This window comes from Paraburkholderia panacisoli, from assembly GCF_008369935.1.
Classification (GTDB): Bacteria; Pseudomonadota; Gammaproteobacteria; order Burkholderiales; family Burkholderiaceae; genus Paraburkholderia; species Paraburkholderia panacisoli.
Window position 1 is genome coordinate 306895 of record NZ_VTUZ01000005.1, and the last position, 15575, is coordinate 322469.

Below are 15575 nucleotides of genomic sequence, written 5' to 3' on the forward strand. Positions count from 1 at the left end.
TCCTTTTTATTTGGTTTCGACAAGGGTGCCGTCATTTGAAAACGGAGATAGCGTGTCTGCTCCACCTTTCGGGCTTCCGCACTGTCCTGATGAGATTCTCGGCTCGTGGCTGTCACGGCTCCGGCTTCACAATGGCGACGGATGGTGGCGCGTCGCCTTGCGCAATGCGGGTTATGGACCGCGTTCGGACGAACATGTGTTCGACATCCCAAACCACTCACCCTCTTTGGATACACTCCTCCGCAGCGTCGGCATGGCTGGCGTGGAGCACGCGTTGCTAGATCTCACGACATTGCCCTACTGGCTCGCTTTTGACGCCGCGCCGTCAGAAAATGGTCCGCTACCTGGTACCACGTTAAATGTCCTGCTTGGTACACGCCGAGGGATTGTACGGAATGTGTCGGCCATGGCGCGGCGATACAGAGCGCGGGTCGGCATCCGGTTATGCGCCCGGTGTCTGGTTGACGACGTCCGGGTGTTTGGCGAGCCTTACTGGCATCGGACGCATCAATTGCCGAACGTGACTTGCTGCCCGGACCATCGGATCCGCCTTCTGAATTGCTGCCCTCGCTGTGGCCGCGTCTACATAGTTGGCGAAACCGGTCGCTTCCCTCTACCGAAAATGCACTGCGAATGCGGCTGGGATCTCAGCGAAACGGGGCATTCGATCGCTGAGACGGACATCCGGTACAAGTTGGCCGTGGTCAGCCGCGACGCCCTCCTTTTGAGCCCCCCTCTTTGCAGCCGCTCACAGATGCGCGATTTCCTCCGAAAGCGCATGCATTCCTGTGACCTTGCCCACATTATTGAGCGCGCGTACGGGCAAGCTGCTCTCTCGCGCAGCTTGCCGCGGACTGTTCGAGCTTATGACGATCGGTTATGGCTCCCCCTTTCCCATCATTTCTCCCAACTTCGCGCGCCGGACTGTTGCGCCCTACTAGCAGCGATGGACGTCAGTCTCTCGGTCGCCCAACGTTCCGCCGCAAACATGGAGGAGGTCCGGCGCGAGCGCGAGGATTGCGGCAGACCGCGTACCGTTCCGTCTGTCGAAAATGCACGTGAGACAATGATGGCGCGTGCACGACACTGTCCAGGTCAGCGCGCATCAGCAGACAGCCTGAACTACTGGGTGCTGCGCCTGCTCGACGCCGACTGGCTTCGCCAGCAGTTTCCGCAAAGCCGCTTTACCTTAGTTCCCTCTGTGCGGTCCGACCGCGACTGGATTTCCCGATCTGCCACTGTCGGGACAACCGACGGTAGAACAAGGACATATCGTTGGAGGTTGATTGCCCAGAGCGTGGCCGGGCGAAGGGCGGCCGTAAGAGACAGCACCTGGTTCGAAGGCCAGCGTTGTGAGTATTTCAGCCTCCGTCCAGATACCCTTGTGCGTCCGCACGACCAGACAGTACGCCAGAAACCGAAGATAAATACGACGGCTGTCGCCCGGCATGCCAGGGCCTTACGTGTTGCATTGAAAACGACACTCGACGACGGACCCCACGTGCGTGTGACGGTTGCCGGGCTCGCGGCACTGGCCGGCATCACACTGCCGATGGCAAGGAGTACCCTATCGAAGGACCGCGTCCTCGCACTCGAAATCCGGTGCGCAAGGAAGATGCAGTCCAGCGTCCGCCAGGAGTATGGCCGCCAGGGTGCTCGATGAGTAGAGAGAAGCAGCAATCAGTTCAATGAACAAATGGAACGTATATGTGATGACTGATCTAGTACACGGCTGTCGGTAGCGAAGGCGCTCGCGAACCTGGTTAAAGCAGAACCGGAAACGATATGACCGAAGTCGCGTTGCGTCTGTTCTCCCAGGCCATTTACCAGACATGAACCTATGAGAGCAGTTCAAAATCGATGCAGCTTCCCTTCACATTGCCGCCCTACCCGGACGAAATTCTCGGATCATGGCTGGCGCGAAACGAATTACACAACGGAAAAGGTGCCTGGCTCGCTCTCCTACAAGAACTCGGCTCAGGTGTTGAAGAGTGCTGCTTCTTCGATATTCCCGACTACTCACCAGAGTTGGCTGCACTGCTCGAGGCATTAGGCGCCCCGAGCTACCAGCAGGTTCTTCTGAACCTCACGACCGTACCCTATTGGCTCGCGTTCGACGCTGCACAACCCGAGCAAGGGATCTTGTCGGGTACAGAAAACGTCCCCCTCCTCCATGGACAACATGACCGGTTGGTACGAAATCCCCGATATCTCATCAAGGACTACCGTTCCCAAGTGGGGATCCGGTTTTGTCCAGTGTGCCTCACCCAGGACATCCGTGCTGTCGGCGAGCCCTACTGGCATCGTGTGCATCAACTGCCCAACGTGACGATATGTCCTGAGCATCGGGTTCGCCTTCTCTCGAATTGCGAACGGTGCACAAGGAGATGCGCGCCACAACATGAGCGTCGTATTCTTTTGCCCCGGTTAGCATGCATCTGCGGCTATGACCTGTCCACAGTCATCATCTCGCCCATCCTTGATGAAGTCCGTCTGAAGCTGGTAGAAATTAGTGTTGACGCCTTGAGAAGCGGCGTCCCCTCGTACGACCGACGGCAGCTCCACGAATTTCTTCTATCCAAGGCAAGTGTTAGCAAACAAAATAAGATCGTTGCGGAGGCGTATGGGGGATACACAACAACAATCCGAGAAGCCGAAAAGCGACAGGTGTCCGATGTTAGGTGGGTGTGGTTCCCGGAATACCGGTACATTACTAGGGTCCGTGCGGTCAATGTCTGTGCCTTGCTGGCTGCGCTCAAACTTGGATTGCCAACGCTAGACTCAATTTCGGAAGTTTCGGTACTACCGGCGGATCGCCGGGACGGGCTACAGATACCGACTGTGCGCCAGGCCCAGGAATTCATATTGCGACGACTTCGAAAAGGCCCTGGAGCATACGTGTGGCACACGACCGACGTTCACTACTGGGTCATCCGGCTTCTTGACCCGAACTGGCTGACGCGTCATTTTCCACAAAAGACAGCGCTCCGTGCACCGCCGTCCATCAAAGACGACCGCGTGTCGATAAAACAAAACTTGGCCGGCAAATGGAGGCTCAAGGAAGTAAAGAGCACGGCGGCCTTCGCGCGGGCACGAGTGCGTGATCAGTCATGGCTACGTGACCAGTGCGCAAAACTTAAGCGGTCGCGCACTCGGAGACAACCTATCAATTCAACCCGTTCGACGAAATCGAACCGGCGTACCCTTCCGCCCGCGAACGTCAGGCACAGGCAGGCCCTTCGAAGCGCCCTCCGCGCCATGCTTCTGGATGAGGGATACCCCGTCACCGTCACTGCCGCTGAGCTGGGAGCGCGAGCGCAACTTGGTTTCTGCATTACAAACAACACATTGAATTCCGATCCGAATTTGCTGGCTGAGGTACGGCAGGCGAGACGCGAACTGCCGTCGCGCCGCATTATGTGGGCAGTACGCCAACTCCAATCGCGGCAGGCTCCGATAAGCGTCGCAGCGGTTGCCACGTGTGCGCGTCTAAGTCGCCACAAATCCTCCTCTGAACTGATCAGACACCTTCTCGGTGACCTGGTTGAGCGACGGAACTAGCCGGCTGAATCGCGGGCTCGCTCAAGGACCTTGCGTCGGACTCGATCACCACAGGGCTGGTATCCGAGTTCGTCACGAGAAAGCCGCTTTCCAATATTGCGCGTGCCGGCTCAGTACGGGAATGAAGCAACGGGCCGCCCGTTGATGCCGACAGCGCGGTCGGAGCGACTGCCACCTCTCCGCGTGTGTCAGAAGCTGGCAGTTGCTCTGGATGTTCCTTGCAGCACCACCCTCCCCCCGAAGCTCGCGCGAGAACCGAATCCTATTGAAACGCAATGCCCGCGCCCGATGAGCGGATGCGGTGTTTGCGATAAATACCCTTATCGCAAATGCGTTCTACGCGACCTAAACTCTTTCCATGCAAAACGCCCCTGTCCCGCTCTACGGGCCGGGGAACGGACCTTCCGGTGGAATGCCCGCTGCCCTGCCCGGCCTCCCCAGCCTGGCTTCGCTGGCCGCGCTGCGCGCTTGGCACGAAGGCCTCACCGCGCGCGAGGCCGTCACACGCTACCTCGCCCATGCCCGCGCCGACGGCCAGTCCTCCCGGGGCGTGATCGCGCGCATCCGCCGGCAGCTCATTGCCTGCGCCACTGCGCGCCAGCGGGACGACCTGGTACACTTATTTACCGGGTCGGCCGACGGCCGCATGGCGTGCGCCGCGCAGGTCGTAACTGCGCTCGATGCACTGCGTACCACCCCCATTCCCATACCGCAACCGGCCGATGCACTCGCCCGGTGGCTCACCCCGCGCACCGCCCGCGCGCTTGCCGCCACAGGCCTCTCCACCCTCGCGGAACTCATGCTGTTCATGCGGCGGCGGCGGCGCTGGTGGTACCCGGTACCGGGACTCGGCACCACCGGCGCGCACGCCGTCGAAGCGTTCCTCGCTGCCCACCCGGAACTCACCGCGCGTGCGGCCCACGTCGTCGCCCGCAGCCGGGCTGAAGGACAACTGCTTTCAGCCTGGCCCCTCATGTCGCTACCCATCTTGCTGCCCGCAACGCTGGACGGATCGCAGGGGCGCTTCCGGGGGCCACGCGAAACTTGCGGTCTCGCCGCGACCAACGACGTCGAGGCGATCGGGGCGTGGCTGGCGCTGCGCGAGGCGCCGCACACCGCGCGCGCCTACCGGCGAGAATCGGAGCGGCTGCTGCTGTGGGCCATCGTCGAGCGCCGGCAGCCGCTCTCGTCGCTGACCACCGAGGATGCGATTGCCTTTCGTGCGTTCCTTCGGCACCCCGTGCCGGCCGCGCGCTGGACCGGGCCGCCATGCGCTCGCTCCTCGCCCGCCTGGCGCCCGTTCGTCCGCAGGCTGACGGCGCGCTCCGTGGCTTATGCGTTGGCCGTGCTGCGGGCGCTCTTTGCATGGCTGGTTGACCAGCACTACGTTGTGCTGAACCCGTTTGCGGGCATGACGGTGCGCGGCGGCGCCCCGCGCACGCCGTTCGATGCGGGACGATCACTCACCGGACGCGAATGGACGACCATGCGCGCCCTCGCCGGACGGGTGGAACGCCATGGCTGGACGGCGTCGGCGGCGCAGCGCCTGCGCTTCGTGCTGGATTTCGGCTATGCGACCGGCCTTCGCGCGCACGAGTTCGTGGCCGCGACGCTCGGCGACATCCAGGTGGACCCGCGCGGCGCGTGGTGGCTTGCGGTGACTGGCAAGGGCACGAAGCCGGGACGTGTGGCGCTGCCGCCGCTCGCACGCGACGCCCTGCGGCACTACCTCAAGTCACGGGGCCTGCCGGTCACGCGAGCCAGGTGGGCGCCGTCCACACCGCTGCTGGGTGCGCTCGATACGCGTCACGACGCTGGCCGGCATGGCACACACGACGAGCTGGGTGAGACCGGTATCAGCGCGGCGCGGCTGCGGCAGGTGGTGGGGGAATTTTTTGAGGAGGCGGCGGACCATGTGGCGGCACGCAATCCGGCCCTGGCCGCGAAGCTGCGGCACGCGAGCCCCCACTGGCTGCGCCATACGCACGCTTCACATGCGCTGAACCAAGGTGTTGAGTTGATCGCGGTACGTGACAACCTGCGACATGCGTCCATCGCGACGACCTCAACGTATCTCCACGGCGAAGATGCGCGGCGGGCACGTCAGTTTGGCACCGCATTCGGTCGAACTGTAGCCCGCGGATAGCACTCGCCAGCAGCGCAACCGTTTTTGCTTTGCGATCTCGACCCGAAGCGGCCACCGGACGTGCGAAGTGGAAGCGGCTGATGGTTAACCGGAAGCGGCCTTTCGTACCCGTTCCGATAGTTCGGCATTCTTAGGCAATGCTCCACAAGCGAATGGCGCGTGGTGATGGTCGCCCCGGCGTCCTGACGCCGCTTTTCACCCGCGCTAGTAAGCCACTTTAAACCGAATAGCAAAAATTCTGTAAACCACTATTCTTTATGCGGGATGGCCAGCGGTTGAGAGGTATTCGAGCAGAAGGAGTCAATAAATTGATCACTAACATATTGCGCCGCGCGTCCAGGGCTATTTGGGTATCGGTCTTACTGCTGACCACCGCTCCTCACGCCTACTCTGCCTCCGAGCAGAAAGAACCACCGGTCCGTGCCGGGCGAGCTGAGCCCGAAACCGCCTCACAAGCCCAGGCTCGGGCGATTCTGATGAAAATGGCGGAGTTCCTTGGCGGGACGCCGAGCTTTCGTGTCGGTGTGCGCAGCGGGTACGACGCCGTGCAGCCGTCCGGGCAGAAAATCGAATTCGGCGAATACCGCACCGTTACGTTGAGCCGGCCCGATCGCATGCGCGTGGAAAGCGAGCGCAGCGATGGCGCAAAAACGCTCGTTGTGCTCACCGGGAAAGAGATCGTTCTGATCGATCTCGCCAGCAAAGTCTATGCGACGGCGCCGCAACCTGGCACTCTGGACGAGAGCATCGTGTATTTCGTCAAGGATCTCGGCATGCGCCTGCCGCTCGCGGCGCTCCTGTTGAACTCGCTGCCTGAAGAATTGCAAGCCCGGGTACGGTCGGTGGACTATGTGGAGAAGACGAGTATCTACGGCACCGCGTCCTATCATCTAGCCGCGCGTACCGACACGGTGGATTTTCAGGTGTGGATAGCAGATGGCGACAAGCCTCTGCTGCAGCGGATCGTACTGACTTACAAAAAGGCGGTGGGCCAGCCTCAGTTCTGGGCGGAATTTGTCGACTGGAATCTTGCGCCCCAGCTTAACGATGAGACATTCTCGGCACTCATTCCCGATGGCCTGCAAAAAGTCGCGTTTGCGGCGCAGCTTCCGCGTGCGTCGCCCACGGCTCGCCAGTCGTCTGCGAAGAAGGGAGCCAAATGATGAAAACAGGATCATGGGATCGTGCCGTCACGGCACTTGTCGCCGCAGTATTTGCGCTGGGCTTGATGAATCAGGCGGAGGCACGAGGCGAGAGAGGCGGTGGTGCTCGTGGTGGTGGCGGCGATGGTGGCTTTTCCCGTGGCGGGGCGGCGTCGTCTGGAGGGTTGTCATCCGGCGGCACAACCGCAGCGCAAGGAGGCGCGAAGCGCGGTGGCGGCCAACAAGCGGCGGCCCAACAAACTCAGGCCTCGCGCCAAGCCACCGCAACTTCAACTTCAAGTGCGAATCAGAGTGCGCGCCAGAGTTCGGCGAGTTCGAGGCAGGCAACTTCCAGTCAAAATCAGGCTAACCGCCAGAGTTCGGCGAGTTCGATGCAGGCAACCTCCAGCCAAAATCAGGCCAACCGCCAGCAGAGCACGAGCGAGAACCAGGCGCAGCGCCAGGCTACGTCGAGCCAGAATCAGAACGCACGACAGACCGCGGCGGCTCAAACGACCAGCCAAAACCAGAGTACGCGTCAATCCACCGCTAAGGAGATGCAAAACACGCGCGCTACGAACGTGACCAACGTGCAGAACAACTACTCGGGCGGTTGCTACGACTGCAACTCGGATTGGGACGGCGGCTCTGCGGCGGCCGGATTTGTGGCCGGGGCAATGGTGGTCGGTGCGGCCGCTGCCGCAACCACACCGCCACCCGCAACCACCACCGTCGTCGCTGCGCCTGCGCCTGTCGCGCCGCCGTGCAACGTCGCCCCCATCGCCGTTAAGGACGTGCCGTACTATAAGTGTGGCGCGACTTGGTACGCGACGGGATATGGGAGCGGCGGCGTGGTGTACACGCAAGTTCCACCACCGCCCGGATACTGATCGCGGTAGCGGCACGACCCGGAGATTGACCGTTAGCCGGGACGGAGCCGACGTTCGAATGTCAGCACGAAAGCATGGGACAGTGACTGCTTATGGCCCAGACTGTGTCAAAACGGCTAGCCACTGGGAATTGACGAAACCTGTCTCGGTGGAGGTCGCGGCTTTTCGATTGCGGCAACCCGCACGTCAGATCACAGCCGGACACATCGCAAAGGCTCAACGACCCCGTACGGGTCTCACGCCCGCATCGCCGTCATAACCGCTTCTAAACCGAGTAGCTTGATCACCCGCTTCATGTTGTACGCCAGCACGTGCAAGCTCATCTCCGTGCTCACCCGCCCGATGGTCCGTGTCAGGAAACGAGTGGCGCCCATCCATGCCTTGATCGTGCCGAACGGGTGCTCGACAGTCTGTCGCCGGATGCGCATCATCTCAGGGGCATGATCAAGTCGCGCCTGCATCTCATCAAGAACAGCTTCGTGTTCCCAGCGTGTCACGCGACATTGGGGACTTGGTGTGCAGTCCCCTTTTAGCGAACATTGCTGGCAATTTGAACTCCAGTAATACTGATCTTCAGGCCGCCCTCAACGGTCGAGTATCGCCAGATGAGCCGCTCGCCTGCCTGGCACCGATATTCATTCGTCTTTGCGTCGTAAATGAAGTCTTCCTTGCCGAAGCGGCCATGAGCCGTTGCGCTCGATGTCACCGTCTTCGGAACGAACACGCTTATTCCAGCCTCATGGCATGCGAGCATCTCCCTCGCTCTTGTAGTAGCCGCGATCCGCAACGACGGTGAGCTCGTCGACGGCCATCTCTGTACGGGCAAGCTTCGCCATCGACGTCAACTATCACGATCAATGCCATCATTGGTAACGACGTGCGCGACGATCAGATGGTGCTTCGTGTCAACCGCCGTCTGGACGTTGTAGCCGACGACCGTTAGCTTGTCGGCTCTCTTCCTGGGGCCCCATCGTCAGCCTGCGACCATGCGTTGGGTCCGTTCGCCGGGGTGTGAAGCCGCATGTGTGGTACCGGAATCTCAACCCCGCCTGATCCATCTTGCGCTTGAGACGGGCGTTAAAAGCGCGCGCCACGCTCCACTGCTGCAGCGGCCGCGTCTTGATCTGCCCTTTCACAACCATCCAGTTAGCCTCAAAACGGTCGAGCCCCCACACTTCGACGGGCGCGAGTATTTCCTTGTGCAGGCGATAATCTTCCTGCAGATCGGCGCCCACTTCCACAATCATGCGCGTGACGTCATCGAGTTCGACGGCGAACGGCACCCGTACCTCGAACACCGCGTTGGCGAAGTCGCGCGACAGGTTCTTCACGGTCTTGATCTGCGAGAAGGGAATGGTGTGAACCGCGCCTTGTCCATCACGTAACCGGACCGTGCGGATCGTCAGGTCCATGACGGTGCCGGCATGGCTGCCGTCAATCTCAATCCAGTCACCGACAGAGATCGTCTCCTCGACAATGATGAAGAGCCCCGTGATCAGGTCGGTGACGAGCGCCTTCGCACCGAAGCCGACTGCAAGACCGATCACACCCGCACCCGCAAGGAGAGGTGTCAGATTGACGCCCAGACTGGCGGCGGCGACGATGGCGGCGAGGGTCGCAACCGTCACGAAAACTGCGTTGCGCACGAGTGGCAACATCGTGCGTGCGCGCACGCTGGGATCGAGTGCCCTGTTGCGCGAACTGCTCGGCCCCAGCGCGTTGAGAATTGCGGTGTCGCAAAGTACCCAGATGAACCAGGCGCCGAAGACCGTCGCGATGACTGTAACCAGCGCATGCTTGAAACTGGGTGTCATCGCACCGTGCTTGATCATCCGTGCGATCGGACCGCTCCACAGTTCCAGTTCGAATTGAATGAACGCCAGCCACATCACGAGGACGACCAGCGTGCTGGCGAAGCGCAAGAGTCGCATCAGGTGCGGCGCGCGCCGGTGTGCGCGCGTGTCTCTTCGACGCGTCACGTGCAGCAGCAGCGCCGACACAAACAGAGTGAGCACGAGTAACAGCGCGCTGACAAGCGACGGCCGCAATACGTTCTCTTCCGAACCGCGCGCATCGATGATCGCAACGACCGAGGCGATCGCGATTAAGAGGATCGGGATGTGCCACAGCGATGCGAGGATATCGAGCGCCTCAGTGGCGAGTTTGTGATCACTCCTTCGGGCATACGGGCGATTGCGTATCAGATGGGTGACGGGCCGGCGGTAGGCGAGTGCGAAATAACCGATCATGACGGCAGCCGCCACGTTTGCGGATGCCGACACGAGCCCGGCGAGATTCACGCCGAGCAGGCCTGTAACGTTCGGGTTGGCCGTCGCGTCGCCTAGCGCGCCACATGCACCAATCGCGAAAAGCGGCCAGCGGCTTTGCGCGAGCAACTGATGTACGGCGACACGCCGGTGTGCCGTGTTGAACGCCGAGAACACGATCAGGCAGATCGCCGAGAAGAGCGAACCCGCGACTATCGCCATGATCTCGCGCAGTTTCAGCAACGCCTCTTCGGCCTTGCCGCTCTTGCACAGGATCACGAGATCGTCCGCGTAGGTCACAATGCGACTGCCAAGACTGCGCTGAAGTCCGAGCTTCTTCCACGCCAACACAAACCGGCGCATGTACACATTCGCCAGCAGTGGTGAAATGGGTGAACCTTGCGGAATGCCGCGCTTGCTGTCTTTAGCTTCGGTCGTACGCTTCTTCCTGCCTCGGTTATCGGTTTCTTCTACGGAACATTCCAGCCACATCCTGATCAGATGCAGCACACGCCGATCAACGATGCGTCGCGCGAGCGACAACATCAAATCGGCGTGCGGAATACTTCCAAAGTAGTCCGCGAGATCGGCGTCAACAACGTCCGTGTGCCCTCGATGCAACCGTTCCTCCACCTCGATCACCGCCTGCTGGGCGTTTCGCCCCGGGCGGTAAGCGTACTGCTCTGGCGGAAGGTCCGCTTCGAAGATCGGTTCGAGCACCAGCATCGCTGCTGTCATGCACACCCGATCCCGCAAGGTCGAGATGCCCAGTGGTCTCAGCTTGCCATTGGCTTTCGGGATAAACACTCTTCTGATAGGGTCCGGCCGGTAACTCTCCTGCCTGAGCGCAAGCGCCAGTTCACCGAGCCACTTCTGCACCCCGTACGCTTCGACCTCCGCGAAGTCTTGCCGGTCGACACCCGGCGCGCCCCTGTTCGAGCGACACTGGGCATACGCATGCGCCAGCACATCCTCGCGATAGATTTTGTCGTACAGCGCGTAGAAGCGATACCCGGCTTCAGCCTTCGCTTTCGCGTGTAACGCCATCTGCAGCTTCTGAACACTAATCGGAGTTGATAGGTTGCCCAATCTCCAGGTCCCTCACCACGTATTGCGTCTGTCTTGAACTGAGGCCCCTTTCCTCCACCGGCATTACCCGGCTTCATCGGTACTACGGGCCTCTCCGCCATCCCAAGGCGCCCGGCCTGTCCCTCACGGGCATCCGGTTGATCATCCCTGACCACGCCAAGGGACTTCCCGTGTTGCGTGCGCTTCCCTTGTGTACATGCTGTCGCCACTACCCCGGCGCAGCGACTGGGCGTCCTGCCTGCTCGTTCACCCAGCCGTATCAGCCTTCCCCGATATGGCAGTCAGGTCGGCCTGCGCATCGTCGTTTTCGAGGCTTGCTCGGCGTTCACTCGCGTTACGGCCTGCACACTCGCGCTGTCACCGTATTTCGTGACACGCTTCACCGAAGGCTTCAACCGCTTCGTTACCTCCACGGTTGCTCCGGTTGCTTCCGGCCGGAGCAGTTGCCGGGTGGGGATTACACCCACTGGGAAAGCGCCGCCTTTGCACGGCGCACGCCAAACGTCGACGTAGGGACCACGTCGCCGTACCCGATGGTCAGCGCCGTGATTGCGCAGAAGTAGATGGTTTCCCCCATCGGCGAAGGCGTTCGTTTCACCGTCTCCACTGGGTCCCCCATGTAGTACATGGCGAATGTCAGCAGCAGGAACAGCAGCAGAAGGCCCGCAAGGATCGCGCGCAGGTACCAAAGCGTTCTGCCTGATTCCCGCAATATGTCACGTGCTCGCACGCGGACAACCGCGTTGCTTGTTGCATTTCCCATTGCAATGTACCTCCTTGATCGTGCTCGCAGGAACGCCAATGTGTGCGCTGGGCAGAGGTACGGGTGCGCGCAGCGTCATCGGGCGGGGCGGCGTCGCTCGAATATCAGCAACATCAGACAGGCGTAGACCGTGACGGCCACAAAGAGTCCCATACGGACCGCGAACGCCGTGTAGACGTCCTTTCCCGCCGCGCTGTCCTGCACCGATTGGCCCAGCAGAATAATAATGGTGACCAGGCTGTTCAGCCAGAAACCCGGTGAGTAACGCGTTGGGCTGATGCGATAGAGCTTGCGTCCCACCAGCAGGCCAAATAGCAGCATCCACAGGTAGAACATCCACGGGTCCACAAAGAGCCTGAGGGCAAACCAGAACACGATCGCCAGCAGGCCACCGAGCAGCGTAGAGCCAATCAGATCGCGCGCTTCGCTGCGGGCGGTCGTGGTGCAGCTTTGTCGACCGAGACTGACGGACTTCATGATGATCGGCATGTAGCTCGCTGGATCGGTGATGGCGAGCAGATACGCTGGCATCACCACGAGTGCGGCGCGCAGCGCGATGCGCGCCGCCTGCCCGTCGGGCATGGCCTGAGCGGCAGGTTGTGGCACCGTGCTCACGGGCTCGGGAAATAGCATGTGAGTCAATGCCGCCACCAGCACGGCTAGCACAAGGCCCTTCACCAGCGCGCCAACAACCGTCACGGCCAACTGGAAGTCGGCGGTTCCGGCAGCGGAGATCATCGTCAGGCCGGCCACCAGAAAGGTCGAGACCAGATTGTTCCCGCCGCGCAAACCATAGCGAAACGCGAGGAAGAGCATGAGGCCGACTAGCATCACGCCAGCGAACGCGTAATGGCCCAGCACCGGGACAAGGAGCAGCCCGCTGCCCGTGGTCAAAGCCACGACCAGAGCGAACGCTACGCCAGCCTTGAACGACAGTGGGCGGTTTTGCGTCGCGAGAAGAAAGACGGCGAACACCGGCGCGATGACGGGGACCGACAGGTCCAGCGCGAAGCTGATCGTCAGGCAAAGTGCCGTCCCTGTGGCAACGCGTAGCGTACGTCGACCGAGAAGCTGAAGCCTGTGTTCCATAGATGCAGTGGTTAGCCATTCAGTAAAGGTATGAGACCCAGCTCATCACGCGCAGAAACAGGCGACCCAGCGGATTGAGCGGATTACCCGGATCTGGAAACGCCATCACCTCCGCCTGCCCGCCGACACGAACGTTGCGAAGGCGCGCCCTCTCACCCGGCTCGAACTCGACGATGACCGGAAAGCGTTGCGCGGGGCGCAGCCAGTCGCGGCTGTTCTGTACGGTAGGCAGACTGCCGGGCGGCGTGCTCTGCCCCACGCTCACGCCATAGCCGATACTGCGAAGCCGTCCCTCGAAAACTTCGCCCGGTAGCGCGTCCAGCGCAATCGCCACGGGCGTGCCGGGTCGCAGATGCCCCAGATTGTTCTCGGTCATATCAGCACTGACCCACACGTCGCGGATTGCAATCAGCGTCATGACCGGATTGCCCGCCGCTGCGAACTGGCCGACTTCCGTGCGCAGATCCGTGATGACGCCACCTGAGCGCGCCCTGATTTGTGTATTGGCAAGATCGAGTTCGGCCTTTTCCAGCGCGGCGCCCGCGCTGCGCAATTGTGCGTTCTCCGCCTCATTGCCGCCCTGCTGCTCGCGAGCCCGCTCCACTTCGGCACGCGCTGCGGCGACCTGGCTCTGGGCCTGCTCGTGGGTCGCTCGCGCCACTTCGAGGCGCCGCAGCGAGACGGTGCCCTCATCCTCGCGATACAGCCTTTCGAGCCGCTCGCTGTCCTGGCGTGCCTTGACTTCATTCGCGATAGCCGCGCGCAACGAGGCGAGCGCCGCATCGATCCCGGCCGTGCTCGCGCCGATCTGCCGGCGCGTCGACTCGAGGTCAGCCCGCGCGCGATCGACGGCGATCCGGTATGGCACGCTATCGACCTCGAAGAGCACGTCGCCCGCCTTGACTTCCTGGTTGTTATGCACGAGGACGCGGGTCACTCGCCCCGATGCTTCCGCGGCGACGGATACGACGTAAGCCTGAACGCGCGCCTGTTGCGTATAAGGGGTGAAGCGATCGGCAAGCAGATACCAGATCAGGCTGACGACGATCACGCAGACTACCCACTTCACCGCTTTGCCCGACGGGTCGGCGGCAGGCGCCGGCGGCTTCGGCGGCGTGACGGCGGTGGGCTCGGGCTTGTCGCTCATTGGAACGAAGCTCCAGACGAGCTGGCGGCGGCGGATGGCGCATTCGACTCGTTGAGCAAGTCACCCCAGTCAGTACGCTGCTGCATCTGCTGGCGCGTCGCGGGATCGACGAGCGGCTGTTCCGAGTACCAGCCTCCTCCGAGCGCCTTGTAGAGCGCAATCAGACCGCCCACGGCGTTGCCGCGGTTGACGATGTACGCGTCCTGCTGCGCGAACAGGGCACGCTGCGCATCGAGGACCCGCTGGAAGTCGGAGTACCCTTCCCGGTAGATCGTATTGGCGAGCTTGAGCGAGCGCTGCGCGGCCCGCTGCGCGTCGTTCAGGATCGTGTCGCGCTGCCACGCGGCGATGATTGCCGTGGCGGCGTCGTCGGCCTCACGGGCCGCCTCGCGCACGGTGTTCTGGTAGGCGACTGTCAGCTCCTGCAGCCGGGCGTCCTGCACGCGCACGTTGTTGGCTATCTTGCCGTGATCGAACAGGTTCCACGTGACGCTCGGGCCGGCGACCAGGGCCAGCGTGCTCGGTGCACCAGTGAGCGAACTGGCGCTCCACACAAGGGAGCCCAGCAACGACACGGACGGGTAAAAATCGGCCTCGGCCACGCCGATGAGCGCGGACTGCGCGGCCATCTGCAATTCGGCCGCGCGTACATCCGGGCGGCGCAGCAAAAGATCTGCCGGCACATCCTGCAGTACGGCCCGGTCCACGAGCGGCACCACTTCTCCTTTGCCCGGTTGGACATTCAGTTCCGGCAACGGGCCGGGCGGCCGCCCAAGCAGCACGGATAACGCATGGTGCGCGAGTACGATCTGGCTCTCGAAGTCGGGGATGCTGCTCAGCGTGCTGAGATACTGCGTCTTCGCCTGCTGGAGATCGAGTTCATCGGTCTCACCGCTTTTGAAGAGCTTTTGCGCAATCTCGTAGCTGCGCTTTTGCAACTGGGCGTTCTCGCGCGCAATGCGCAGGCGCGCCTCGGCCGTGCGTAGCGTGAAATACGTATCGGCGACCTGTGCGTGCAGCAGGACCAACGCGTCATCGCGGTTGGCTTGCGCCGCGAAAAACGCGGCGTTGGCAGATTCGATTGCGCGGCTGAAGCGCCCCCAGAAATCCAGCTCCCAGCCGACACTGAAGCCCGCCCCGTACTGCCACTAGCTGCCCGAGCGCGGATTGAATCCATCCGAGCGTTTGCGCGCCGAGTACAGCACGTCGGCCTTGGCCTGTTGCACCTGCGGATAGCGGCCCGCGACCGCGATGCCCAGGTGGGCGCGCGCCTCGAGCACGCGCAGGCCGGCAATCTTCACATCGCCGTTGTTGGCATCGGCCTGCGCGATCAGACTCTCGAGGTTCGGGTCCGCGAATATCCGCCACCTTTGCCGGATGTCAGGCTGGGTTGCCTGCTGTGTGACCTGCTCGATTGACGCGCTGCTCCAGTGCTCGCTCCAGGACTCATGCTGCGGTTGAAAGTCCGGGCCAACACGCAT

General features: G+C 62.0%; 9 protein-coding genes and 2 pseudogenes. 5 read left to right on the forward strand and 6 right to left on the reverse strand.

Going from position 1 to position 15575, the window contains the following annotated elements; translation table 11 throughout:
• The first annotated feature begins 52 nt into the window (after window positions 1-52).
• The 5 genes from FVF58_RS54700 to FVF58_RS10255 all read left to right on the forward strand — a co-directional run bounded on the left by FVF58_RS54700 (window position 53) and on the right by FVF58_RS10255 (window position 7739).
• Window positions 53-1663 (forward strand): TniQ family protein, encoded by a 1611-nt coding sequence (locus tag FVF58_RS54700; RefSeq protein ID WP_188130774.1) that lies wholly within the window; start codon window positions 53-55, stop codon window positions 1661-1663.
• Window positions 1664-1860: 197 nt separating this feature from the next.
• On the forward strand, window positions 1861-3561 hold the full coding sequence (locus FVF58_RS10240) for a TniQ family protein (protein WP_149669782.1): 1701 nt from the start codon (window positions 1861-1863) through the stop codon (window positions 3559-3561).
• Between the two features lie 412 nt (window positions 3562-3973).
• Window positions 3974-5707, forward strand: a complete 1734-nt coding sequence (locus FVF58_RS10245; protein ID WP_246217006.1) for a phage integrase family protein — start codon at window positions 3974-3976, stop codon at window positions 5705-5707.
• A 308-nt stretch (window positions 5708-6015) separates the two neighbouring features.
• Window positions 6016-6870: a DUF2092 domain-containing protein gene (locus FVF58_RS10250; RefSeq protein WP_246217007.1), complete on the forward strand. Its 855-nt coding sequence runs from the start codon at window positions 6016-6018 to the stop codon at window positions 6868-6870.
• Between the two features lie 371 nt (window positions 6871-7241).
• Window positions 7242-7739: a hypothetical protein gene (locus tag FVF58_RS10255; RefSeq protein ID WP_149669784.1), complete on the forward strand. Its 498-nt coding sequence runs from the start codon at window positions 7242-7244 to the stop codon at window positions 7737-7739.
• Between the two features lie 236 nt (window positions 7740-7975).
• On the opposite strand, the pseudogene FVF58_RS10260 reads toward FVF58_RS10255, so the two are convergent.
• The 6 genes and pseudogenes from FVF58_RS10260 to FVF58_RS10290 all read right to left on the reverse strand — a co-directional run.
• Window positions 7976-8676, reverse strand: a pseudogene (locus tag FVF58_RS10260) (transposase); the annotation flags it as partial.
• Window positions 8645-11053 (reverse strand): reverse transcriptase domain-containing protein, encoded by a 2409-nt coding sequence (locus tag FVF58_RS54705; RefSeq protein ID WP_425468944.1) that lies wholly within the window; start codon window positions 11051-11053, stop codon window positions 8645-8647. The pseudogene FVF58_RS10260 and the gene FVF58_RS54705, both read right to left, overlap by 32 nt.
• Window positions 11054-11552: 499 nt before the next feature.
• Window positions 11553-11858 (reverse strand): ion channel, encoded by a 306-nt coding sequence (locus FVF58_RS10275; protein ID WP_149669785.1) that lies wholly within the window; start codon window positions 11856-11858, stop codon window positions 11553-11555.
• Between the two features lie 75 nt (window positions 11859-11933).
• Window positions 11934-12947, reverse strand: coding sequence for a DUF2955 domain-containing protein (locus tag FVF58_RS10280; RefSeq protein ID WP_149669786.1), 1014 nt, complete (start codon window positions 12945-12947; stop codon window positions 11934-11936).
• A gap of 19 nt (window positions 12948-12966) precedes the next feature.
• Entirely contained in the window at window positions 12967-14094 is a 1128-nt protein-coding gene (locus tag FVF58_RS10285) for an HlyD family secretion protein (protein ID WP_149669787.1), read from the reverse strand.
• A pseudogene (locus FVF58_RS10290) lies at window positions 14091-15575 on the reverse strand (TolC family protein). The gene FVF58_RS10285 and the pseudogene FVF58_RS10290 overlap by 4 nt, the downstream one beginning before the upstream one ends.